The sequence below is a fragment of the Halomonas sp. OfavH-34-E genome (genome assembly GCF_024124525.1).
Lineage (GTDB): Bacteria > Pseudomonadota > Gammaproteobacteria > Pseudomonadales > Halomonadaceae > Halomonas > Halomonas litopenaei.
In genome coordinates, this window is the sequence record NZ_JAMXRY010000004.1 from 42,309 (window position 1) to 65,348 (window position 23,040).

Genomic DNA, 23,040 nt, shown 5'->3' on the forward strand with positions numbered 1-23,040 from the left:
TCGGTTCAGCCAAGCGATACGCCAAGCAGTTCGTCGAAGCCAGCCTCGATGACGCGACGCTGGGCGCACCCCTCGGGGAGCCACTGGCGCACGGCGAAGTCGGCACAGGCCAGCTTGCGCCGGTAGAAGTCGTCGTCGCTGCCGGCGTCCAGCGCGGCCCGGGCGATGATCGCCGCGCGCCCCATCTGCCAGGCGCACAGTACGTGGCCGGTCAGCGACAGAAGCGGTGTGGCGTAGGCCTGGATGGCGTCGGCGCCGCGTTCGGCGTCTGCCCCCGCCTCCAGCACCAGGGCCGCACAGGCACGCAGATCCTCGGCACCGGCGGCAAGCTCTGCCCCCAGCGGAGCAAGAGAAGAATGGGCTGACAGCGCTTCGGCGGTGGCCTGCACTTCGTCGATCAGCAGTGACAAGGCCGCGCCGCCATCGCGCTGGAGCTTGCGACCCGCCAGATCGAGCGCCTGGATGCCGTTGGTGCCCTCGTAGATCGGTGCGATACGCACGTCCCGCAACAGTTGCGCGGCGCCGGTCTCCTCGATGAAGCCCATGCCGCCGTGGACCTGAACACCCAACGAGGCGATGTCCACCGCCTGGTCGGTGGAGAAGCCCTTGACCACCGGGATCAGCACCTCGGCCCGCGCCTGGGCCTCGCGACGGCGCGGTTCGTCCTCATGGTGACGAGCCACGTCGAGTTGCTGAGCGCACAGCAGCGCCAGCGCCCTCAGGGCGTCGGTGCGCGCCCGCATCGACAGCAGCATGCGGCGCACGTCCAGGTGCTCGCCGATGGTGCATGGCTCGCCTCCGCGGGACGCAGGTGTGCGTCCCTGGGAGCGATCGTTGGCGTAGGCCAGGGCGTGCTGGCAGGCACGCTCGGCGACACCGATACCCTGGATACCGACCTTGTGGCGAGCCTCGTTCATCATCGTGAACATGTGGTTGAGGCCGCGCCCGGCCTCCCCCACCAGATAGCCGACGGCGCCGTCCTTCTCGCCGAAGCTGAGGGTGCAGGTGGGACTGCCGTGGATGCCCATCTTGTGTTCGATGGAGGCGCACACCACGTCGTTGCGCTCGCCAAGCGAGCCGTCCTCATTGACCAGGAACTTGGGCACCAGAAACAGCGAGATGCCCTTGTTGCCCTCGGGGGCGTCGGGGGTGCGCGCCAGCACCAGGTGGATGATGTTCTCGGCGGCCTCGTGTTCGCCCCAGGTGATGAAGATCTTCTGGCCGAACAGCCGGTAGTGATCGCCTTCCGGCACCGCGCGGGTGCGCACCCGGGACAGGTCCGAGCCGGCCTGAGGCTCGGTCAGGTTCATGGTGCCGGTCCAGCTGCCTTCCACCAGACGCGCCAGGTAACGCTGCTGGAGTTCGTCGCTGCCATGGTGAGCCAGCGCCTCGATGGCACCCGCGGTCAACATCGGACACAGGCCCAGCGCCATGTTGGCGCCGTGCAGCATCTCCTGCACGCTGCTGGCCACCACCTCGGGCAGCCCCTGGCCGCCACGCTCCTCGGACACACCGATCCCGTTCCAGCCGCCCTCGGCGTAGGCCTGGTAGGCCTCGGCGAAGCCGTCGGGCAGTGTCACGCTGCCGTCTTCCAGCCGGCTGCAGCCCTGGCGATCACCACTGGCATTGAGCGGCGCCCAGACATCAGAGGCGAGCTTGGCGGCCTCCTCGAGCACAGCGTCGACCAGCTCGGGGCCAACCTCGGCAAAGGGGGCCAGGTTCAAGGACTCGTGCTCGAGCATTTCCGACAGCACGAAGGACAGGTCTCGCAGGGGAGCGGCGTAGGGATACATGGGGCACCTCGTGAAAACGATACCCGGGATAGTAGTTTCCCTAGTCGGCTCACACTATTGGGCCAAGGTCGCAGTAGACTTCAGGGTTGATCGGGGACAAGCGGCGTGCTCGATAGCGCACGGTAAGGAGGGAACGGACAGAAAATGGGAGGCCGTGGAAAAGGTGCGGAAGGGAGGCCGCCGCCGAACGGGAACGGCGGCGGCCGGTGTGATCAGCGGGTCTGGCGGATCACGTCGGTACCCTCGGGCACCTCGAAGCGGTAGCGCTGGTCATCGATGTTGCCGTTCTGCTCGGCATTATCGAAGGCGATGGCGGTACGCTGACCGGTGCTGTCGGTCATCTCCAGCGCCGCCAGCTGCTCGCTGTAGAAGGTCAGGCGCAGGCTTTCGAACAGGGTGTCCGAGGCCTTGGGCTCCAGGGTGAAGGTCTCGGCGGTGCCTTGCTGCGAGCTCTTGACCTCGTAGCTGTCGGTGAGCTCGTTGGCGCTGCCGGACAGCAGCAGAGCCGGGGTGTGGGTGATGCGCTCATCCAGCGGCTGGATGGTGGCCTGCTCGAGATCGGGGTCATAGAGGGTGACCTCATCGCCGTCCGACACCACGATCTGCTCGTAAGGTGCCTTGACCTCCCAGCGGAACTTGCCGGGGCGCGACAGCCACATGTGCCCTTCGGTCTGCTGCAGGCGCTGGCCACTGCCGTCGAGGATCTGCTGCTCGAAGTCGGCGGAATAGGTGTTCAACGGCTCCAGCATGCGGGTCAGGCGCTCAGCGCCGTCGGCCAGGGCGGTGGCGGGGATCGCCAGCGCCAGGGCCAGCGTGGCAAGACCGGAACTCAAGGTAAGGCGTGCGGGCATAGCGTCTCTCCGTCGAAATCGTCGAAATCCTTGTCGCGCCGGAGCGGCTCCGGCGCCGGGAGGATGTCCGTTTGAGTCCAGTATGCCTGGCAAGTTGCCGCTGAACCCGGTCGTGACACCCTCTTGCATGGTGATTACATCCTGACGCGACACTGTCCCCAAATGGAGACAGTGTCGTGCCGATCGGGTTAGCCTGCGGTGGGCGGCGGTGCCAGCACCTCTCGCCCGCCGTTGCTGCCCATGGACGATACCACCCCGGCCATTTCCATGGCCTCGACCAGGCGTGCGGCACGGTTGTAGCCGATCTTGAAGCGCCGCTGGACCGCCGAGATCGAGGCCCGGCGCGTCTCGGTGACGAAGGCCACGGCCTCGTCATAGAGGGCGTCCTGCTCGGCGTCGCTGTCGTCGCCGGTGCCCTCGGCCTCGAGCCCGGTCAGGGCATCGGCGGAAACACCACCGGAGAGGATCTCGTCGATGTACTCGGGCTCGCCGCGCCGCTTCCAGTCTTCCACCACCCGGTGCACCTCATCGTCATCGACGAAGGCGCCGTGCACGCGGGTCGGCTGACCGGAGCCCGCCGGCAAGTAGAGCATGTCACCATGGCCCAGCAGGTTCTCGGCGCCGCCCTGATCGAGGATGGTGCGGGAGTCGACCCGCGACGACACCTGGAAGGCCATGCGGGTGGGGATGTTGGCCTTGATCAGGCCGGTGACCACGTCCACCGAGGGACGCTGGGTCGCCAACACCAGATGGATACCGGCGGCGCGGGCCTTCTGCGCCAGTCGGGCGATCAGCTCCTCGACCTTCTTGCCGACGATCATGAACATGTCGGCAAATTCGTCGATCACCACCACGATGTAGGGCAGCTTTTCCAGCACCGGCGGGGTCTGGTGCATCTCCCAAGGCTGGGGCTCCCATAACGGATCGGCAACCTGGGCACCGGCCCGCTCGGCCTCATCGAGCTTGCTGTTGAAGCCGGCGATGTTGCGCACACCCATGGCGGCCATCAGCTTGTAGCGACGCTCCATCTCGGCCACGCACCAGCGCAGGGCGTTGGCGGCCTCCTTCATGTCGGTGACCACCGGCGCCAGCAGGTGCGGGATACCGTCATAGACCGACAGCTCCAGCATCTTGGGATCGACCATGATCAGCCGAAGCTCGTCGGGGGTCGCCTTGAGCAGCATCGAGATCAGCATGGCGTTGACCCCGACCGACTTGCCCGAGCCGGTGGTACCGGCGACCAGCACGTGGGGCATCTTGCCCAGGTTGGCCACCACGGCGGCACCGCCGATGTCCTGACCCAGCGCCATGGTGAGACCAGAGGCCTCGTGCTGGTAGCGGTCCGAGTCGATCACCTCGCGCAGGCGGATCATCGCGCGATTGGGGTTGGGGATCTCGATACCCACGGTGGGACGCCCGGGTATCACCTCCACCACCCGTACGCTCTTGACCATCAGCGAACGCGCCAGGTCCTTGGCCAGGTTGCTGATCTTGGAGACCTTCACCCCCGCTGCCGGCTTGATCTCGAAGCGGGTGATGACCGGACCCGGCCAGGTATCGACAACCTCGGCCTTGACGCCGTATTCGCGCAGGCGCATCTCGAGCAACTCCGCCATATCGGCCAGTTGCTGCTCGGTGTAGTTGGGCTGATGCGGCTCCGGCGGGGTCAATAGCCTGAGGCTTGGCAGCTCGCCGTCGGGTTCCGGCAGGTCATCGAAACCGGGACGCTGGCTTTGCAGGTGCTCTACCGTCCACAGCGTCGGGCCGTCATTGTCGGCGGCCTCACGGGCTTGCTCTGCGGTAGCCACACGTCCTTCGCCCACGCTGTCGTGGCCTCCGGCAACATTCCCGCCCGCGGCGTCGTGACCTGGCTCAGCGCGGGGAGGCTCGGCCGGCGTGCCGGCGTCGCTGCGCTCCGCTTCCTGCTGCACGCGCTGACCAGCATCCTGACCAGCGTCCTCAGCAGAAGACGGACGGGGAGAAGAACTGGGGGCCTGGCTCGAGACACTACGCGGCGCCTCATGGGTGGCCGCCAACAGACCGGCACCCGCCCCTGCAGCGATGGCGCCGCCAGCCAGGGCGCCACCATCATCAGGCAGCACCGGCTCGGGGATTTCCTCGGCACGACGCTCCTCTCGACGAGGCTGCGTCTGGTGGCTCGACGGCTCCTCCCCGCGAGCGGGCTCTTCCCGACGCGGCTCCTGTGGAGCGCCAGTCGCCGGCGCAGACGGCGCAGATTCGGGCGCCTGAGCAGAAGGCGCAGATTCGGGCGCCTGAGAAGAGCTAGGCGCGGCTGGCGCGGCCTCGGACGCAGTTTCGGGCGCCTGCGGAGAGCGCGCCTGAGCAGAAGGCGCGGCTGGCGCGGCCCCGGGCGCCTGTGGAGAGCGCTCCTGTTGAGAGCCCTGCGCGGCTGGCGCGGCCCCGGGCGCCTGTGAAGAGCGAGTGCTCGGCTTGCTTGCACGTTCAGGCGAAGGCACCGGCGCATCCCTCTCAGCACGCAGCGACATCGGCTCTTCTGCCCTTGCCGCCGAAGGTGCCTCTGCCGCAAAACTGCCGCCCAGGGTCGGCTCTCGCCGCTCTCTGGAAGCCGTGGGCTCCGGGGCCAGGGTCGGCTCTCGCCGCCCGCCCTCAGGTTCGGTGGGACGGGTGTCCCGCGGCGTTGTGGTGCCGTCCTGAACGCTACCTTCATGGCGGCGGCGAGGCGCGGCCTCGGCAAAGCGTTCGGTATAGGCAGCGCCAGGCTGCTTGGCCGACGGCGTGGATTCCGCCACGTCCCAGGGAATATCGGTGTTGCCGTCGTCGCCCATGGACGACCCCGCGGCCTCATCCAGGTCGGTCGGTGTCCCCTTGCCGCGCAGGCGCTGCCACAAGGACGGCCGGGGCGTCGTATCGCTTTCCTCGCCATCTTCGCTGTCGATCGGCGATGACGCCTTGGCCCTGGGCTCAGGTGCACTGTGCTGGTCGGCGCTCTGCCCTGCGTCGTCCTCGTCTTTAGACGACGCGAAGCGGGACTTGAGCCAGCGTCCCAGCAACAGACAACGGTGGCCCGCCTCGTCCATGACATTGAGCCAGGACAACCCGGTAAACAGCGGCATTCCGCCCAGGATAGCGACAACGGCGAGCAGACCTGTTCCGCCGACGCCCACCAGTGGCCGCAGGGCGCCGACCAGCCCGACTCCGAGGATGCCACCGGTGGAGTATGGCAACACGCTGTCGGGCTGATGGAAGTAGAGCGCCCCCAGGGTGGTGCAGCCCAGCAGCAGCAGAATCAGCCCGCCGCAGCGCACGGCCAGGGCGGTAGCATCCCACTCGAACTCCACTCGACGGGAACGGATCAGATACCAGGCGGCAAACGCCAGCATGCCTGGCCACCACAGGGCGCTGATGCCAAACAACGAATACAGCACGTCGGCGAGCCAGGCCCCGATGGGGCCCATCCAGTTGGCCACCGCGGTCTCGGGGCCACTGCTCGACCAGCCGGGGTCTGCCGGCTCGAAGCTGAACAGTGCCAGCAGCAGGAATACGCAGGCAGCCAGCAGTACGATGATCACACCTTCCCTGGCAGAGCCATGCAGACGCAACCCGACCTTGCGGGCGGTCTCCTTGGCGGCTGCCGCCGTCGCGCGCGACGACATGGACTTCTTGTTGGCACTCAAACGGCCTTCCCCTTGCGCCATAACGGCGTCTTCCATCCTTCTGACTGGAGGTCATGATACCGAGCCAGCCGGTGAGCGAATAGGCCCAGCATACCTTGAGCGAAGCGCGGGCTGGGGGCACACTGCCCCATCTTCCACCCGGTATTGCAAAGGGAGCCCCATGCTGCCCTGGCTCAACGAACATCCTGTGACCTTTCCTTCGGTCGATATTGCCCTCGACGACCCGGACGGCCTGCTGGCCGCTGGCGGCGGCCTATCTCCCGAATGGCTGATAGAGGCCTACCGCCGCGGAATCTTCCCCTGGTACAGCGACGACCAGCCGATTCTCTGGTGGAGCCCCGATCCGCGCATGGTGTTGCACCCCGAAGAGCTACGCGTGCGCCGAAGCCTCGCCAAGCGGCTACGCAACGGGGGCTTTCGCGCCACCGCCGACCAGGCGTTCGACGCCGTCATCGACGCTTGTGCTGCACCGCGCAACGATGGTCATGCGTCAGGCACCTGGATCACCGATGAAATGCGTGACGCCTACTGCGACCTGCACCGGGAGGGGGTCGCTCACTCGGTGGAAATCTGGCGTGACGACCGGCTGGTCGGCGGGCTCTATGGTGTCGCCCTGGGACCGGTGTTTTTCGGCGAATCGATGTTCAGCCGCGAGGCCGATGCCTCCAAGATCGCCCTGGTGCATCTGGCCCGCGCCATGGCGGCCGGCGGCGGGCGTCTGATCGACTGCCAGATGCACACGCCCCACCTGGCCAGCCTCGGCGCTCGAGGTATCGCTCGATCAGCCTTCATCGGCTATCTTGAGAGGTGGCTGGATGATCTGGACCGAGACAGCCTGACGACGCCGGCATGGTCATTCACCGGCATCGGTGAATGACCTGGTATCAGTAGGCCATGTATGACGACCACCATTGACACGACCCATACCAACGCCTGATCCATCACTCGATGCCATCCGACAGGGAGACGGCAGCCTTGAGCAGCAATACACCGCGTCAACCCGTACGCGACCTGCGGTTCTTTCTTACTGTGCCGCACGCCTGCAGCTATCTGCCGGGCAAGGAAGCGACCACCCTGTTCCTGGATCCCAAGGAATCCCCGGGACAGGGCGTATATGACGCGCTTACGCTACTTGGCTTCCGTCGCAGCGGTCTGCATCTTTACCGCCCTCACTGTGAAGGCTGTCACGCCTGCATCTCCGTGCGAATCCCGGTAGCGGACTTTAGCCCCAATCGCACCCAGCGACGCCTGATGCGGCGCAATGCCGACCTGACCATCGAGGTGGTGCCGGCGCAGTTCGACTCCCGCCACTACGACCTCTACGCTCGCTATATCTGCACGCGCCACCATGACGGCGACATGTTCCCACCGAGCCACGAGCAGTACCGTACCTTCCTGAGCCTCGACCAGCCTTATGCGAGACTGCTGGAAATGCGCCTGGACGGAAAGCTGGTAGCGGTATCGGCCTTCGACGAGCTGCGCCACGGCTTGTCCGCCATCTACACCTTCTTCGACCCGGACCACAGCCTCGAGCGCCGTTCTCTTGGCACCCAGGCGGTGCTGGCTCTGATCCAGATGGCATCCCTGAAGGGACTTCCCCACGTCTATCTGGGCTACTGGATCGAGGAGTGCCGCAAGATGAGCTACAAGAGCAGCTTCTCGCCCCTCGAGCGCCTGGATGGCCGGCTCTGGCGACGCCTGGTACCGATCGACAGCGAGTAACCGCCCAACCTGATAGCTCAAGCACGTTCTCTGCTCTCTAGAGAGCGGCAGAATATCGCGCACTTTGAGGGCCGATCAGCCATCTGCCTTTGCCATCTGCTTCTGCATCCGGCAGAATATCGCGCTATCCTGACCACAGTAACGGCAGTGACGCCTCAAGGTCAGGCATCTTTTCGATTTCACCAGCGAGGATTCGCCTATATGGCACGCGAAGACCATATCGAAATGGAAGGCGTGGTCGTCGACACCCTTCCCAACACCATGTTCCGGGTCGAACTGGAAAACGGCCACGTGGTGACCGCCCACATCTCGGGCAAGATGCGCAAGAACTACATCCGCATCCTGACCGGTGACAAGGTCAAGGTCGAGCTGACTCCCTACGACCTGTCCAAGGGTCGCATCGTCTACCGTTCCCGTTGAGAACGGCCGGCGTCAGCGCTTCAGCGCCGACGCTACTTGCCGGTAACGCGCCTTAGCGGCGCGCCCCACCCCACCGGCAAGCGCAGCCCCCTTTCGCAAGACAGCAAGACTCTGGTGCAGCACCAGCCCTGCTTTGCCTGACGCAGCAGGGCGGCACCGCCTCGTCCAAAAGCCGGGCAACGACCCGCTACCGGGGACTCGCACGGCTGTTGCCGTCCAGACCCTGCTGGATACAAACGACGACGCCCCGTCGTTGACGGGGCGTCGCGTAGTTTCACTTCCTGACCAGTCGAAGCAACCAACTTGCTGATAGTCTCAGCAGGCAGGCCCAACAGGCAGGCTTCAGGCTTGGCCACACCCCACAAAGCCTGCCTCGACGCTCAAGGCGCGTCGGCCATCTCCACGTCGGTGGACAGGTGAAGCTCTCCGTCCTCCAGACTGACGTGCACCAGACCACCGTGCTCGGCCAGATCGCCGAACAGGATCATCTCGGCCAGGGGCTTCTTCAGCTTTTCCTGGATCAGTCGAGCCATGGGGCGGGCGCCCATGTCCGGGTCGTAACCCATGGTCGCCAGCCAGTCGCGCGCCTCGTCGTCCACCTCGAGCTGCACCCGCTTCTCGTCGAGCTGGGCCTGCAGTTCCACCAGGAACTTGTCGACCACATTGCGTACGACAGGCTTGGCCAGTGACGCGAACTGGATGATGCCATCCAGACGGTTGCGGAACTCCGGCGTGAAGGTCTTGCGAATCGCCTCCATGGCATCGGTGGAGTGGTCCTGGGTCTGGAAACCGATCGAGCGACGCGTCGCGATCTCGACCCCGGCGTTGGAGGTCATGATCAGAATGACGTGACGGAAATCCGCCTCGCGCCCGTTGTTGTCGGTCAGACGACCGTGGTCCATGACCTGCAGCAGCAGGTTGAAGACCTCGGGGTGCGCCTTCTCGATCTCGTCGAGCAGCAGCACGCAGTGGGGCTGCTTGGTGACCGCCTCGGTCAGCAGACCACCCTGGTCATAGCCGACATAGCCAGGAGGTGCGCCGATCAGCCGCGATACCGTGTGCCGTTCCATGTACTCGGACATGTCGAAGCGCAGCAGTTCGACCCCCATGATATGGGCCAGCTGACGCGCCACCTCGGTCTTGCCGACGCCGGTGGGGCCGGCGAACAGGAAGCTGCCGACCGGCTTGTCCGGCGACTTGAGCCCGGCGCGGGACAGCTTGATCGCCGCCGCCAGGCTGTCGATGGCCTCATCCTGACCGAACACCAGCATCTTGAGATCGCGATCCAGGTTCTCGAGCAGCTTGCGATCGGAGCTGGACACGCTCTTCGGCGGAATCCGCGCGATGGAAGCGACCACCGCCTCGACCTGATCGACGTCGATGGTGTCCACGCGCATCTCAGGCGGCAGCAGGCGCTGGTGGGCACCGGCCTCATCGATGACATCGATGGCCTTGTCCGGCAGGAAGCGGTCGTTGATGTAGCGATCCGCCAGCCGCGCGGCGCTGTCCAGCGCGGCGTCGGTGTACTTGAGCTGGTGGTGCTCCTCGAAGCGTGAACGCAGCCCCTTGAGGATCTTGATGGAGTCCTCGACCGAGGGGGCCATCACATCGACCTTCTGGAAACGACGTGCCAGGGCACGATCCTTCTCGAAGATACCGCGGAATTCCTGGAAGGTGGTGGAGCCGATACAGCGCAGCTCGCCGGAGGACAGCAGCGGCTTGAGCAGGTTCGATGCGTCCATCACTCCACCGGACGCCGCACCGGCGCCGATCACCGTATGGATCTCATCGATGAACAGGATGGCGTTGGGCAGCTTGCGCAGTTCCGCCAGCAGGCTCTTCAAGCGCTTCTCGAAGTCACCACGATACTTGGTACCCGCCAGCAGCGCGCCCATGTCCAGCGAGTACACCACGGCGTCGCCGATCACATCGGGCACGTCTTCCTCGACGATGCGCTTGGCCAGGCCCTCGGCGATGGCGGTCTTGCCGACGCCGGCCTCACCGACCAGCAAGGGGTTGTTCTTGCGCCGCCGTGCCAGAATCTGCACCACCCGCTCGAGCTCATGATCACGCCCGATCAGGGGGTCGATCTTGCCCATGCGGGCCTGCTCGTTGAGGTTGGTGGCAAAACCGGTCAACGGATTGCCGCCGGCCTCGCTGCCGGCTTCCTCGGCGTCCTCGGCCTCGGGAGCCGCCGAAGACGGGCTCTGGCCGTGGCCGGTGACCTTGGAGATCCCGTGGGCGATGTAGTTGACCGCATCGACCCGTGCCACGTTCTGCTGCTTGAGGAAGTAGACCGCCTGGCTCTCCTGCTCGGAGAAGATCGCAACCAGTACGTTGGCACCGGTCACTTCGCTCTTGCCAGAAGACTGCACGTGGAACACGGCCCGCTGAAGCACTCGCTGGAAGCCCAGCGTCGGCTGGGTCTCGCGCTCGGTCTGGTCTTCCGGAATCAGCGGGGTGGTGGAATTGATGAAATCCTGCAGGTCGGACCGCAGCTTGTCGAGATTGGCCCCACAGGCACGCAGCACATCTGATGCTGAAGCATTATCCAGAAGCGCCAGCAACAAGTGCTCCACGGTCATGAACTCATGGCGCTTGGAACGCGCCACGGTGAAGGCCGTGTTCAGGGTCAGTTCAAGTTCTTTGCTCAGCATGGCAGTCCCCTTCTCGCCGCATAGGGCTTGCATCGGATCTTTTGTGGTCCGGCACCATCAACATCGGGTACAAATGGCGCCGTTGCAAGTTCTTCGTCAACGCAGCAGCCGTCTCTCGTTAACGCGGGGCCGGCTTGTGCGGATCTGTGACCACTCGTCGCCGCCAGCGGCAGCACTGTCAGGGCGATCCGATATCGACCCGTCTCAGTCCGCTGCCTCGATATCGCTCAACAGCGGATGCTGGCACTCTCTCGCATACTCGTTGACCTGATGGCTCTTGGTCTCGGCGATGTCATGGGTAAAGACACCGCAGGTTGCCTTTCCGTGGCTGTGGACCGTCAGCATGATCTGCACGGCGGTCTCGCTGTCCAGATGGAAGAAGGTCTGCAGCACCTCCACCACAAACTCCATGGGGGTGAAGTCGTCGTTATGCAAGACAACCTTATACATGGGTGGCCTGGCCACCTCGGGGTCAGCCTCCTGGGTCGCCAGATCACCGTCATCCTGCTCGCCCGGCTCACTGGGCGGACGGGTCATTCCGGCGAAGGGGGCGCGGATCCAGACAGGATCCTCCTCTCTTGCGTTGAACATAGGCCTCACACTGTCAATCGGGTGCCTGCGCCCACCCGCGTCGAGCATTGGACGTCGGCGGCGCGGCAGGGTTCCGTTCCGTCTCCCATTATCGGAAATCCGACGGACGCTTTCACGCAAAAAACGTACAAAGCAAAAAGCCCCCGCCCGAGCGGGCGAGGGCCTTTTCAGAGCGCCGCGATGAACAGCCGGTACGGGCGATAGCGATCACCGGCACCAGACGCTGTCATCGGACGATCGGTACGTCGCTTACATGTTGTCGGCGACGGCCTGACCGAACTCGGAGCACTTGAACAGCGTGGCGTTTTCCATCAGGCGATGGAAGTCGTAGGTGACCTCGCCCTTGCTGATGGCCTTCTCCACGCCCTTGAGCACCAGATCGGCGGCCTCGACCCAACCCATGTGGCGCAGCATCATCTCGGCGGAGAGGATCAGCGAGCCCGGGTTGACCTTGTCCTGGCCGGCGTACTTCGGCGCGGTGCCGTGGGTCGCCTCGAACATGGCGGTGGTGTCGGAGATGTTGGCGCCCGGCGCGATGCCGATGCCGCCCACTTCCGCCGCCAGGGCGTCGGACAGGTAGTCACCGTTCAGGTTCAGGGTGGCGATGACGTCGTATTCGGCCGGACGCAGCAGGATCTGCTGCAGCATGGCGTCGGCGATGACGTCCTTGACCACGATGTCCTTGCCGGTCTTCGGGTTCTTGAAGGTCATCCAGGGGCCGCCATCGAGGAGTTCGGCGCCGAACTCTTCCTTGGCCAGCTCGTAGCCCCAATCCTTGAAGGAGCCTTCGGTGAACTTCATGATGTTGCCCTTGTGCACCAGGGTCAGCGACTCGCGGTCGTTGTCGATGGTGTACTGCAGGGCCTGACGGACCAGACGCTTGGTGCCTTCGATGGAGACCGGCTTGACGCCGATGCCACAGTTCTCGGGGAAGCGGATGTTGGTGACACCCATCTCTTCACGCAGGAACTTGATGACCTTGTCGGCTTCCGCGGTACCGGCCTTCCATTCGATGCCGGCGTAGATATCTTCGGAGTTCTCGCGGAAGATGACCATGTCGACGTCGGCAGGCTTCTTGACCGGGCTCGGCACGCCTTCGAACCAGCGCACCGGGCGCTGACAGACGTACAGATCCAGCTTCTGGCGCAGCGCCACGTTCAGTGAACGGATGCCGCCACCGACCGGCGTGGTCAGCGGGCCCTTGATGGAAACGATGTAGTCCTTGACCGCTTCCAGGGTCTCTTCCGGCAGCCAGGTGTCCGCGTCATAGACGTGGGTGGCCTTCTCGCCGGCGTAGACTTCCATCCAGTGGATCTTGCGCTCGCCGTTGTAAGCCTTCTGCACAGCGGCGTCGATGGCGATCTTCATCGCCGGGGTCACGTCGACACCGATACCGTCACCCTCGATGAAGGGAATGATCGGATTATTCGGTACGTTCAGGCTGTTGTCGGCGTTGGCGGTGATCTTTTCGCCGCCCTCAGGGACGACAATTTTCTGGAAACCCATTGAGAACTCCCCTGTCAGGTCTATTCAGTGGAGCGCGGAGTATAGCATTACCCCCCGCGCCCGGAGTAGGCTTTGTCGACAATCTTTGGAAAAGGCCTAAACGGCCCGCCGCCACGCCTTCCGAGCCAGATCATCGAGCCCGCCCATGAGTCAACTTTATCTGCTGCACAAGCCCTATCGGGTGCTGTCCCAGTTCACCGATGACCAGGGACGCAATACCCTGGCCTCGCTGATCGACGTGCCGGACATCTATCCGGCCGGCCGCCTCGACTACGATTCCGAAGGCCTGTTGTTGCTCAGTGACGATGGCGAGTTGATTCATCGTATCAGCCACCCGCGCCACAAGCAGCCGAAGACGTATCGAGTGCTCGTCGAGGGACAGCCGGACGATCGGGCCTTGAAGGCGCTCGCCGAAGGGGTCACTCTCAACGATGGACCCACCCGGCCGGCCAAGGTCCGGCGATTGACGACCAGCGGGCTGCCCGAGCGCACGCCACCGCTGGACCCGAAGCGCCATCCCGTTACCTGCTGGCTGGAGCTGACCATCAGCGAGGGGCGCAATCGCCAGGTGCGCAGGATGACCGCCCATGTGGGCCACCCGACGCTGAGGCTGGTACGCGTCGCCATCGGCCCCTGGCGGCTCGACGGCCTGGCCCCGGGACAATGGCAGCGCCAGACGCTGCACGCGCCAAAGCGCCCCCGGGGCTCAGCCCCTACAACAAGGAGACGCCGATAATGCGCTGGACCCCCTACGTGACCGTGGCCACGGTGGTCGAACGAGCCGGTCGTTTCCTGCTGGTGGAAGAAGACCGTGGCGGCCCCCATACCCTGTTCAACCAGCCCGCTGGCCACCTGGAACCCGGTGAGCGCATCCGCGACGGCGCCCTGCGCGAGGTCGCCGAAGAGACCGCCTGGCGGGTCGGCATCACCGACTACCTGGGCATGTACGTGTACGAGGCCCCGGACGGCAAGACCTTCCACAGCCACGCCTTCTTTGGCATGGCGCTGGCCCACCTGGGCACCGAACTGGACCGGGATATCATGGCCATCCATTGGCTGACCCTGGAGGACGTCGAGGCGCTGGAGCGCGAGGGCCGCCTGCGCAGCCCACTGGTGATCAAGCGCATCCGCGACGCCCTGGCCGGCAAGACCTTCCCGATGGAGGTGCTGCACGAACGCTGAGGCTTCGGTTGACGGGTGCAATTCGTGTATAATCACCGCCCATTTGCCCCACCACTCCGAGAGTCGTTATGTCAGCGTCCACCGGCAAAGTCATCGTCGGCATGTCCGGCGGCGTCGATTCCTCCGTTTCCGCCCTCCGCCTGATCCAACAGGGCTATCAGGTGGAAGGGCTGTTCATGAAGAACTGGGATGAGGACGACGGCACCGAATACTGCACCGCCATGGAAGACCTGGCGGACGCCGAAGCGGTGTGCAAGAAGCTCGACATTCCCCTGCACACGGCCAACTTTGCCGCCGAGTACTGGGACAACGTGTTCGAGCACTTCCTCGCCGAGTACAAGGCCGGACGCACACCGAATCCCGATATCCTTTGCAACCGCGAAATCAAGTTCAAGGTGTTCCTCGACTACGCCGAGATGCTCGGCGCCGAGATGATCGCCACCGGTCACTATGTTCGCCGCGGCGAGCGCGACGGCCGCCCGCGACTGCTCAAGGGACTCGACGGCAACAAGGACCAGAGCTACTTCCTGCACGCCGTGCCGGAAGCCGCCATCGCGCGCACCCTGTTCCCGGTGGGCGAGATCGAAAAGCCCGAGGTTCGCGCCATCGCCGAACAGCACGATCTGGTTACCGCAAAGAAGAAGGACTCCACCGGTATCTGCTTCATCGGCGAGCGCCGCTTCAGCGACTTTCTCAAGCAGTACCTGCCGGCCCAGCCGGGGACCATCGAGACACCGGACGGCGACGTCATCGGCGATCACATGGGCCTGATGTACTACACCCTGGGCCAGCGCCAGGGCCTCGGCATCGGCGGTCTCGCCAACTATTCGGAAGACCCCTGGTACGTGGCCGGCAAGGACCTCGAGCGCAACGTGCTGATCGCGGTTCAAGGCAAGCATCACCCTCTGTTGTACACCGACAGCCTGGCCACCGAGGCGATGGATTGGGTCGCCGGTGAGCCGCCTTGCGCCGAGGGGCGCTTCAGCGCCAAGACCCGCTATCGTCAGGACGACGTGCCATGCACGCTGACGACCCGGGCCGATGGCGGCGTCGCGGTACACTTCGACGACCCACAGCGAGCCGTGACACCGGGCCAATCGCTGGTCATCTACGACGGTGACGTCTGCCTCGGCGGCGGCGTCATCCGGTCCACCTGGAACGCCGAGGAGCGAGCGGCATGACCGATTCGGTACCTATCCACCGCGCCCCCGAGTCCCCGGCGGCTCGCCAGGCGATCGCCCTGGCCGGCGTATTTCAGGCCGCCCATCTGGTCGACGAGCTGGCGCGCACCGGCCAGGTCGACAGCCGCGCCTGGGACACCCAGATCACCGCCACCCTGGAAACCAACCCGCCAACCTTCGAATCCATCTATGGCGGGCATCCCAACAATCTGCGCCTGGGGCTCGAGACCCTGGAGGCAGTGCTCGGCCGACGCCAGGCCAACCCGGTGGTGATGCGCTACGGCTTCAGCCTGATGCTGCTGATGAACAAGCTGCGCACCCAGCCCGACATGATGGACGCGCTCGGCACCCACCTGACCCGTATCCAGGGCCAGGCCGAACACTTCGGTCCGACCCACGAGAACGTCGTGGCGAGCCTCGGCGAGGCCTACCAGCAGACGCTTTCCACCTTCAAGAACCGAATCGTGGTCCAGGGCGACCCTTCGCTGCTGCAAAGCCGGATGATGCCGGAGCGGGTCCGCGCCTGCCTGCTCTCCGGCATTCGCTTCGGCCTGCTGTGGCACCAGCAGGGCGGACGTCGCTGGAAGCTGATCTTCCAGCGGGGCAGCCTCAAGCGCGCCCTGGACACCCTCTGATCGCTCGATCTTCCTTTCCTACCCGTACCGGAAAACCGCCATGCAACTCTCCGCTCTCACCGCCCTCTCTCCCGTCGACGGTCGCTACGGCAGCAAGGCCGAATCACTGCGCGAACACTTCAGCGAATTTGGCCTGATCCGCGCCCGCGTCATCGTCGAGATCCGCTGGCTGGAGCGCCTGGCCGCGCACCCGCAGATCACCGAGGTGCCGGAGCTGTCGGCCACCGCCACAGCCTTCCTGGATGGCCTGGTCAAGAACTTCAGCGAAGCCGACGCGGCGCGCATCAAGGACATCGAGCGCACCACCAACCACGACGTCAAGGCGGTCGAGTACTGGATCAAGGAAGCCATTGCCGACAATGCAGAGCTGCATGCCGTCACCGAGTTCGTGCACTTCGCCTGCACCAGCGAGGACATCAACAACCTGTCCTACGGCGTGATGCTGCGCGATGGCCTCGACAGCCTGCTGCCGACCATGCGCCAGGTGGCCGACGAGATCGCCCGTCTGGCCGAAGAACACGCTGCCGTGCCAATGCTGTCGCGCACCCATGGTCAGACCGCCAGCCCCACCACCCTGGGCAAGGAAATGGCCAACGTGGCCTACCGTCTGCGCCGCCAGCTCAAGCAGATCGAAAGCGCCGAGGTGCTGGGCAAGATCAACGGCGCCGTGGGCAACTACAACGCCCACCTGGCCACCTACCCGGACATCGACTGGGAGGCCAACGCTCGCACCTTCGTCGAAGGCCTGGGCCTGACCTTCAACCCCTATACCACCCAGATCGAACCCCACGACTATATCGCCGAGCTGTTCGACGCTGTGTGTCGCTTCAACACCATCCTGATCGACTTCGATCGTGACGTCTGGGGCTACATCTCGCTGGGTTACTTCAAGCAGCGCACCGTGGCCGGCGAGATCGGCTCCTCGACCATGCCGCACAAGGTCAACCCGATCGACTTCGAGAACTCCGAGGGTAATCTGGGCCTGGCCAATGCCATCCTCGCCCACCTGGCCCAGAAGCTGCCGATCTCCCGCTGGCAGCGTGACCTGACCGACTCCACCGTGCTGCGCAACCTGGGCGTCGGTCTGGCCTACGGCCTGATCGCCTACCAGGCCTCGCTGAAAGGCATCGGCAAGCTCGAGGCCAACCCCCAGCGTCTGGCCGAGGACCTGGACACCAGCTGGGAAGTGCTGGCCGAGCCGATCCAGACGGTGATGCGTCGCTACGGCATCGAGAAGCCCTACGAAAAGTTGAAGGAGCTGACCCGCGGCAAACGCATCGACCAGGCCGGTTTTGCCGCCTTCATCGATGGTCTGGAACTGCCCGACGAGGTCAAGGCAGAGCTCAAGCAGCTGACCCCCGGCAACTACATCGGCAATGCCGTCGAGCAGGCTCGCGCCCTGCCGCAGCACTGAGCCGGAGCCGCTGACAGAACCCCGCTTCACCCCGCCAATCGGTGGGGTGAGGCGTTTCTGGAGCCCTCTCTTCGGGGCCGGGGCCGATACCTAGCCCGCTACTCCCAATCACCATCAGGATTCCTCATGTCAACTGATACCCCCCTCACCCTGCTGGGCGGCCTGACATCGGCAGAGTTCCTGCGCGATGTCTGGCAACAGCAACCGCTGCTGATCCGTGGCGCCTTCCCAGACTTCGACAACCCGCTGACGCCAGACGAACTGGCCGGGCTCGCCTGCGAGGACAATATCGAGGCACGCCTGGTCGAGGAACAGGGCCCCGACGGACCCTGGCAGGTCAGCCACGGCCCCTTCGACGAGGCCACCTTCGCCCGCCTGCCGGAGCGCGACTGGACCCTGCTGGTACAGGCGGTGGATCACTATGTGCCGGAGGTCGCCGCCCTGCTGGAGGACTTCACCTTTCTGCCGCGCTGGCGCCTGGATGACATCATGGTCAGCTACGCGCCGCCAGGCGGCAGCGTCGGCCCGCACCTGGACCAGTACGATGTCTTCCTGCTCCAGGGCAGTGGTCAGCGCCGCTGGCAGCTTGGCGGCAAGGTGGCCGATGACGCCCCGATCCTGCGCGGCATCGACCTGCACATCCTCGAGACCTTCGAGGTCAACGCCGATCAGGACTGGGTGCTGGAGCCCGGCGACATGCTCTACCTGCCCCCCGGCTGGGCGCACCACGGGGTCAGCCAGAGCGATGACTGCATGACCTACTCGGTGGGCTTTCGCGCCCCCTCGGCGGACGAGGCGATCACCTCCTTCGCCGACTACCTGGGTGAGCAGCAACCCCCCTCTCGCCGCTACGGCGATGCCGGCATGACCCCGGCCGAGGACCCGGGCGAACTCGATCAGGCGGCGCTGTCACGCATGCGCCAGTTGATCCTCGAGACCCTGAACGATCCAGCCCAGATGGCCCAGTGGTTCGGCCGGGTGATGACCCAGCCCAAGTACGTGGACCAGCTCGAGCCCAGCGAGACACCGACGGCGCCAGACGAGCTTGTCGCTGCACTACAGGAAGGCGAGGTGCTGGTGGCCGCGCCGGGCTCTCGCTTCGCCTGGCACGCCCTGGCGGACGACCGGGCCACCCTGTTTGCCGACGGCGACGGCATCGACTGCGATCTGGCGCTGGCCCGCGAGATCGCCAACCGCGGCGAGTTCGACGCCTCGCTGCTCGACTACCCCGGCGCCGCCGAGGTGCTGACACGGCTGTTCGACGCCGGCAGCCTTGGCTGGCCGGTCGACGACATGGAGGACGACGATGCCTGAGGTGGTGATCGAACAGGGAAGCTGGGAACAACTTGGCGAAGCGGCCGGTGACATTCGCTATCGCGTCTTCGTCATCGAACAACAGGTGCCGATCGAGGAAGAGTGGGACGGCCTCGATCCTGACTGCCTGCATTTCCTGGCGAGCCAGGACGAGCGTGTACTGGGTACGGCGAGACTGCTGCCCGATGGCCATATCGGTCGCGTGGCGGTGCTTGCCGAAGCCCGGGGACTCGGCGTCGGCGTGGCGCTGATGCGCGCCACCATCAAGGCTGCGCGACAGCGTGGTCACTCGAGCGTCGAGCTCGCCGCCCAGACCCATGCGCTCGGTTTCTACGAAGCCCTGGGCTTCCGCGCCGAGGGAGATATCTTCCTCGACGCCGGTATTCCGCATCGCAATATGACCCTCTCCCTGAACGACTGACCTCTCCGTCAGCTCCTCCGTTCAGGAAACTCGACTACAGGAATGTGCCTCTGCGGCGCTTTCCTGTAGTCGGACTACAACGCCTTGTCCCCCCAAGTACCAATGGCGAACCCCCACCGCTGTGGGCCATAGTCACAACCATGGCGCAGCGGACAGACCTCGATGGCGAGTCAGATCGCTCACTTTGTAGTCGACCTCTACCGTTCCGCCAAGATTCGACCAAGGCCGTAAAGACTTCTCGGCCAAGGTGCAGGAACCTGACTACACTTCGCAGGTGCAGCATGGCATGGCCAGCAGTCGATCCTCTTGCAATGACGCCAACCGCAAGAGCCTGCAAGCCACTGGAGCCAAAGGCCGGTCGAAAGCGACCGCCCCGACACCGCCCCTCACCATGGATGCCAGGCAAGTCGTATCAGAACGTCGAACCAAACAGTCGATTCAACATCAGGACGGCCCGATCATGACCTTTCGTGAAGAACTGAAGACCCTGACCCAGCTTCGTGAAGCCCAGCGCGGCAAGTGGGACAACATCGATCCGGAAAGCGCCGCCCGCATGCGCGTGCAGAACCGTTTCCGCACCGGTCTCGACATCGCTCGCTACACCGCCGCCATCATGCGCGAGGACATGGCCGCCTACGACGCCGACACCACCAACTACACCCAGTCACTGGGCTGCTGGCACGGCTTCATCGGTCAGCAGAAGCTGATTTCCATCAAGAAGCACTTTGGCAACACCAAGCGCCGCTACCTCTACCTGTCCGGCTGGATGGTCGCCGCCCTGCGCAGCGAGTTCGGTCCGCTGCCCGACCAGTCCATGCACGAGAAGACCAGCGTGGCATCGCTGATCGAGGAGCTCTACACCTTCCTGCGCCAGGCCGACACCTGGGAGCTCAACCACCTGTTCCGTGCCCGAGAAGAAGCCAAGGAAGCCGGTGACAGCGCCAAGGTCGACGATCTGACCAACCAGATCGACAACCACGAAACGCACATCGTGCCGATCATCGCCGACATCGACGCCGGTTTCGGCAACGCCGAGGCCACCTACCTGCTGGCCAAGAAGATGATCGAGGCCGGTGCCTGCTGTATCCAGCTCGAGAACCAGGTGTCCGACGAGAAGCAGTGCGGCCACCAGGACGGCAAGGTCACCGTGCCCCACGAGGACTTCATCGCCAAGATCAACGCCGTACGTTACGCCTTCCTTGAACTGGGCGTGGATGATGGGGTGATCGTGGCCCGTACCGACTCCCTGGGTGCCGGCCTGACCCAGAAGATCGCGGTCACCAACGAGCCAGGCGACCTGGGCGATCAGTACAACAGCTTCCTCGACGGTGAAGAGATTTCCTCGGCCTCCGATATCGACAACGGCGACGTGGTGATCAAGCAGAACGGCAAGCTGGTCAAGGTCAAGCGTCTCGCCTCCGGCCTCTATCAGTTCAAGCCTGGCACCGGCGAAGACCGGGTGGTGCTGGACTGCATCACCAGCCTGCAGAACGGTGCCGATCTTTTGTGGATCGAGACCGAAAAGCCCCACGTCGGCCAGATCGCCGGCATGGTCAACCGCATCCGCGAGGCGGTGCCCAGCGCCAAGCTGGTCTACAACAACTCGCCGTCGTTCAACTGGACGCTGAACTTCCGCCAGCAGGTGTTCGACGCCTGGGAAGCCGAAGGCAAGGACGTCTCCGCCTACGAGCGTGCCGACCTGATGAACGCACGCTACGACGACACTGAGCTTGGCCAACTGGCCGACGAGTGGACGCGCAACTTCCAGCGTGACGCCGCCCGCGAGGCAGGCATCTTCCACCACCTGATCACCCTGCCGACCTACCACACGGCCGCCCTGTCTACCGACAACCTGGCCAAGGGCTACTTCGGCGACGAGGGCATGCTGGCCTACGTGGCGGGTGTGCAGCGCCGCGAGATCCGCGAGGGTATCGCCACCGTTCGCCACCAGGACATGGCCGGCTCCAATATCGGTGACGACCACAAGGAGTTCTTCCACGGCGACGCGGCGCTCAAGGCCGGCGGCAAGGACAACACCATGAACCAGTTCGGCTGAGGATCGCGGGCCAGTGGCGCCCAGTCACTGAGCCCAGACACTGAGCCCTGTGACAGACCCTGTGACAGACCCTGTGACTGAGCTCCGTCACTGTGAGAAAGGGAGGCCGTCGGCCTCCCTTTTTGCTGTCCGTGACCTTGCCCTGCCAAGCCAGCCTTTCCTTCTTCCCTGGCAAGGGCCTACTCTCGAACTAACACGTCTGGCTCCAGCGAGTCCGACAACTGCAGCAATGCGACTCCCTCCGATGCCCATTGGCCTGGCAGGTCCGGTTCGGCATATGATGAATGTCAGGAAAGCGCTGTCGGCGCGACTCAGTGGCAGTCGCGGGGCGACAAGGGCGGCAGGCGGACGGCGGACGGCCACCATGGGACGGACGAGACCGATCATCGTTGGATCCGGGGAACCATCGCCCTGTCAAAGCCTCCAAACAGGCGTTACACTATTTTCGAACAGCGTTTGCGAACTTTGGTGCGGTACTACTAAAAGCAAATGTGACCCGAACCGATGCGTTCAGAATGCGGCGCAGAAGACATTCAAGGAGAATCGCCATGAAAACATCCATCCTTCCTGTCCTGGCGCTGAGCGTCGTGGTGCTTGGCGGCTGCACCGCCACCAACCAGTACTCAGGTAACGTCTATTCTGGCAACCAGGCACAGACCGCCCAGAACGTGCAGTTCGGCACCATCACCGCCCTGCGTCGCGTCCAGATCCAGGGTGAAAGCTCCGCCGGCGGCATCCTCGGCACCGGTGGTGGCGCGGTGATCGGTGGCCTGCTCGGCAACCAGGTCGGCGGCGGTTCCGGTCGCACCATCGCCACCGCCGCAGGTGCCATCGGTGGCGCCGTAGCCGGCAACCAGATCGAGAAAGGCGTCAACCGCACCGACGCCTGGGAGATGGAGATTCGCAAGGACAGCGGCCAGACCGTGGTCGTCGTGCAGAAGGCAGACCAGGCCTTCCAGGTGGGGCAGCGTGTTCGCCTGATCGGCAGCGGTTCACGTCAGAGTGTTGCCCCCTACTGAGGGCTTGACGAAGGCGCTCGCGAAAGGGGCTTGTCCTTGTAAGCGACAACAGCACTTCGCTCCCCCGCAAACATCTCTGCGTTACATACAAAGGGCCCTGAGGCGTATCCGCCTCAGGGCCCTTTCGGTGATCACCTGCAGAAGGCCAGGTGATTCACGTCGTCACCGAACTAGTGGACCTTGCCCATCACCCAGCAGCCCAGCTTGCAGCCCACCAGGGCGATGATGCCGATCACCAGCAGTGTCATCAGCATATCGATGGGGAAGACGATGAAGGTGGCCCCCAGCACGGCAAGGGCGGGGCACCAGATCCACTGGTCATCGTCACTGCGCAGTACCGCCGGCAGCAGGCTGCCCAGGGCACAGCTCAGGCCCTTGTCCCAGGCCTTGATCATCACCGCCAGCAGTACCGCAAAGGCCAGCACCCAGATCACAAATAGCGTCATGTTCAGCTCCGCAAGAAAAGCGTGAAAGGCAGAATCGAAAAATCTCACAAGAGGGTATCCCCACCACCGATACTGCGCAACAACCCGAAGGTGGCAGAGGGCGCGCGTGAATACCGTTCAGGATATGACCACACAAGGTGAAAAATGTCCCACGCCCCTGACAGCCCCAGCACCCA

19 protein-coding genes are annotated in these 23,040 nt (G+C 64.6%); 12 read left to right on the plus strand and 7 right to left on the minus strand.

Going from position 1 to position 23,040, the window contains the following annotated elements; translation table 11 throughout:
* Window positions 1–5: 5 nt before the first annotated feature.
* From NH448_RS02900 to NH448_RS02910, 3 genes are all read right to left on the minus strand, one after another.
* Window positions 6–1,793: an acyl-CoA dehydrogenase gene (locus NH448_RS02900; protein ID WP_045992905.1), complete on the minus strand. Its 1,788-nt coding sequence runs from the start codon at window positions 1,791–1,793 to the stop codon at window positions 6–8.
* 212 nt (window positions 1,794–2,005) lie between these two features.
* The gene (gene lolA / locus NH448_RS02905; protein WP_045992906.1) at window positions 2,006–2,644 is read right to left on the minus strand and encodes an outer membrane lipoprotein chaperone LolA; all 639 of its coding nucleotides are present in this window, start codon (window positions 2,642–2,644) and stop codon (window positions 2,006–2,008) included.
* A 188-nt stretch (window positions 2,645–2,832) separates the two neighbouring features.
* A complete protein-coding gene (locus tag NH448_RS02910) occupies window positions 2,833–6,279 on the minus strand; it encodes a DNA translocase FtsK (protein ID WP_045992992.1) in 3,447 nt (1,148 codons plus the stop codon).
* 181 nt (window positions 6,280–6,460) lie between these two features.
* On the opposite strand from NH448_RS02910, the gene aat reads away from it, so the two are divergent.
* The 3 genes from aat (at window position 6,461) to infA (ending at window position 8,442) form a co-directional block, all read left to right on the plus strand.
* Window positions 6,461–7,177 carry a leucyl/phenylalanyl-tRNA--protein transferase gene (gene aat, locus NH448_RS02915; protein ID WP_045992907.1) on the plus strand — a complete coding sequence of 239 codons (717 nt, stop codon included), beginning with the start codon at window positions 6,461–6,463 and terminating at the stop codon, window positions 7,175–7,177.
* Between the two features lie 98 nt (window positions 7,178–7,275).
* Complete coding sequence (locus NH448_RS02920; RefSeq protein ID WP_045992908.1) at window positions 7,276–8,022, plus strand: arginyltransferase; 747 nt, start codon at window positions 7,276–7,278, stop codon at window positions 8,020–8,022.
* 201 nt (window positions 8,023–8,223) lie between these two features.
* Window positions 8,224–8,442, plus strand: coding sequence for a translation initiation factor IF-1 (infA, locus tag NH448_RS02925; RefSeq protein ID WP_013332816.1), 219 nt, complete (start codon window positions 8,224–8,226; stop codon window positions 8,440–8,442).
* A gap of 380 nt (window positions 8,443–8,822) precedes the next feature.
* On the opposite strand, the gene clpA is transcribed toward infA, so the two are convergent.
* From clpA to icd, 3 genes are all read right to left on the minus strand, one after another.
* Window positions 8,823–11,099 (minus strand): ATP-dependent Clp protease ATP-binding subunit ClpA, encoded by a 2,277-nt coding sequence (clpA, locus tag NH448_RS02930; RefSeq protein ID WP_045992909.1) that lies wholly within the window; start codon window positions 11,097–11,099, stop codon window positions 8,823–8,825.
* A gap of 204 nt (window positions 11,100–11,303) precedes the next feature.
* On the minus strand, window positions 11,304–11,636 hold the full coding sequence (gene clpS / locus NH448_RS02935) for an ATP-dependent Clp protease adapter ClpS (protein WP_045992910.1): 333 nt from the start codon (window positions 11,634–11,636) through the stop codon (window positions 11,304–11,306).
* Window positions 11,637–11,939: 303 nt separating this feature from the next.
* Entirely contained in the window at window positions 11,940–13,196 is a 1,257-nt protein-coding gene (gene icd / locus NH448_RS02940; protein ID WP_045992911.1) for an NADP-dependent isocitrate dehydrogenase, read from the minus strand.
* A 145-nt stretch (window positions 13,197–13,341) separates the two neighbouring features.
* Between icd and NH448_RS02945 the strand changes: the two genes are divergently transcribed.
* The 9 genes from NH448_RS02945 to NH448_RS02985 all read left to right on the plus strand — a co-directional run bounded on the left by NH448_RS02945 (window position 13,342) and on the right by NH448_RS02985 (window position 22,418).
* Entirely contained in the window at window positions 13,342–13,932 is a 591-nt protein-coding gene (locus NH448_RS02945; RefSeq protein WP_045992912.1) for a pseudouridine synthase, read from the plus strand.
* A complete protein-coding gene (locus NH448_RS02950) occupies window positions 13,929–14,378 on the plus strand; it encodes an NUDIX hydrolase (protein WP_045992993.1) in 450 nt (149 codons plus the stop codon). Before NH448_RS02945 ends, NH448_RS02950 begins: the two co-directional genes overlap by 4 nt.
* A 68-nt stretch (window positions 14,379–14,446) precedes the next feature.
* The gene (gene mnmA, locus NH448_RS02955; RefSeq protein WP_045992913.1) at window positions 14,447–15,559 is read left to right on the plus strand and encodes a tRNA 2-thiouridine(34) synthase MnmA; all 1,113 of its coding nucleotides are present in this window, start codon (window positions 14,447–14,449) and stop codon (window positions 15,557–15,559) included.
* Entirely contained in the window at window positions 15,556–16,194 is a 639-nt protein-coding gene (gene hflD / locus NH448_RS02960; protein WP_045992914.1) for a high frequency lysogenization protein HflD, read from the plus strand. Before mnmA ends, hflD begins: the two co-directional genes overlap by 4 nt.
* 40 nt (window positions 16,195–16,234) lie before the next feature.
* On the plus strand, window positions 16,235–17,608 hold the full coding sequence (purB, locus tag NH448_RS02965; RefSeq protein ID WP_045992915.1) for an adenylosuccinate lyase: 1,374 nt from the start codon (window positions 16,235–16,237) through the stop codon (window positions 17,606–17,608).
* A gap of 126 nt (window positions 17,609–17,734) precedes the next feature.
* Entirely contained in the window at window positions 17,735–18,922 is a 1,188-nt protein-coding gene (locus NH448_RS02970) for a cupin domain-containing protein (protein WP_253028411.1), read from the plus strand.
* Complete coding sequence (locus NH448_RS02975) at window positions 18,915–19,343, plus strand: GNAT family N-acetyltransferase (RefSeq protein WP_045992917.1); 429 nt, start codon at window positions 18,915–18,917, stop codon at window positions 19,341–19,343. The genes NH448_RS02970 and NH448_RS02975 overlap by 8 nt, the downstream gene beginning before the upstream one ends.
* A gap of 460 nt (window positions 19,344–19,803) precedes the next feature.
* Complete coding sequence (locus tag NH448_RS02980; protein ID WP_045992918.1) at window positions 19,804–21,399, plus strand: isocitrate lyase; 1,596 nt, start codon at window positions 19,804–19,806, stop codon at window positions 21,397–21,399.
* A gap of 548 nt (window positions 21,400–21,947) precedes the next feature.
* Window positions 21,948–22,418: a glycine zipper 2TM domain-containing protein gene (locus NH448_RS02985; RefSeq protein ID WP_045992919.1), complete on the plus strand. Its 471-nt coding sequence runs from the start codon at window positions 21,948–21,950 to the stop codon at window positions 22,416–22,418.
* A gap of 170 nt (window positions 22,419–22,588) precedes the next feature.
* On the opposite strand, the gene NH448_RS02990 is transcribed toward NH448_RS02985, so the two are convergent.
* Window positions 22,589–22,864, minus strand: a complete 276-nt coding sequence (locus tag NH448_RS02990; RefSeq protein WP_045992920.1) for a hypothetical protein — start codon at window positions 22,862–22,864, stop codon at window positions 22,589–22,591.
* Window positions 22,865–23,040 lie beyond the last annotated feature (176 nt).

Excerpts from the sequence above, each read along its gene's own strand:
- NH448_RS02900 (WP_045992905.1), bottom strand. The coding sequence starts at position 1,793 with ATGTATCCCTACGCCGCTCCCCTGCGAGACCTGTCCTTCGTGCTGTCG.
- lolA (WP_045992906.1), bottom strand. The coding sequence starts at position 2,644 with ATGCCCGCACGCCTTACCTTGAGTTCCGGTCTTGCCACGCTGGCCCTG.
- NH448_RS02910 (WP_045992992.1), bottom strand. The coding sequence starts at position 6,279 with ATGTCGTCGCGCGCGACGGCGGCAGCCGCCAAGGAGACCGCCCGCAAG.
- aat (WP_045992907.1), top strand. The coding sequence starts at position 6,461 with ATGCTGCCCTGGCTCAACGAACATCCTGTGACCTTTCCTTCGGTCGAT.
- infA (WP_013332816.1), top strand. The coding sequence starts at position 8,224 with ATGGCACGCGAAGACCATATCGAAATGGAAGGCGTGGTCGTCGACACC.
- clpA (WP_045992909.1), bottom strand. The coding sequence starts at position 11,099 with ATGCTGAGCAAAGAACTTGAACTGACCCTGAACACGGCCTTCACCGTG.
- clpS (WP_045992910.1), bottom strand. The coding sequence starts at position 11,636 with ATGACCCGTCCGCCCAGTGAGCCGGGCGAGCAGGATGACGGTGATCTG.
- icd (WP_045992911.1), bottom strand. The coding sequence starts at position 13,196 with ATGGGTTTCCAGAAAATTGTCGTCCCTGAGGGCGGCGAAAAGATCACC.
- NH448_RS02945 (WP_045992912.1), top strand. The coding sequence starts at position 13,342 with ATGAGTCAACTTTATCTGCTGCACAAGCCCTATCGGGTGCTGTCCCAG.
- mnmA (WP_045992913.1), top strand. The coding sequence starts at position 14,447 with ATGTCAGCGTCCACCGGCAAAGTCATCGTCGGCATGTCCGGCGGCGTC.
- hflD (WP_045992914.1), top strand. The coding sequence starts at position 15,556 with ATGACCGATTCGGTACCTATCCACCGCGCCCCCGAGTCCCCGGCGGCT.
- purB (WP_045992915.1), top strand. The coding sequence starts at position 16,235 with ATGCAACTCTCCGCTCTCACCGCCCTCTCTCCCGTCGACGGTCGCTAC.
- NH448_RS02970 (WP_253028411.1), top strand. The coding sequence starts at position 17,735 with ATGTCAACTGATACCCCCCTCACCCTGCTGGGCGGCCTGACATCGGCA.
- NH448_RS02975 (WP_045992917.1), top strand. The coding sequence starts at position 18,915 with ATGCCTGAGGTGGTGATCGAACAGGGAAGCTGGGAACAACTTGGCGAA.
- NH448_RS02980 (WP_045992918.1), top strand. The coding sequence starts at position 19,804 with ATGACCTTTCGTGAAGAACTGAAGACCCTGACCCAGCTTCGTGAAGCC.
- NH448_RS02985 (WP_045992919.1), top strand. The coding sequence starts at position 21,948 with ATGAAAACATCCATCCTTCCTGTCCTGGCGCTGAGCGTCGTGGTGCTT.
- NH448_RS02990 (WP_045992920.1), bottom strand. The coding sequence starts at position 22,864 with ATGACGCTATTTGTGATCTGGGTGCTGGCCTTTGCGGTACTGCTGGCG.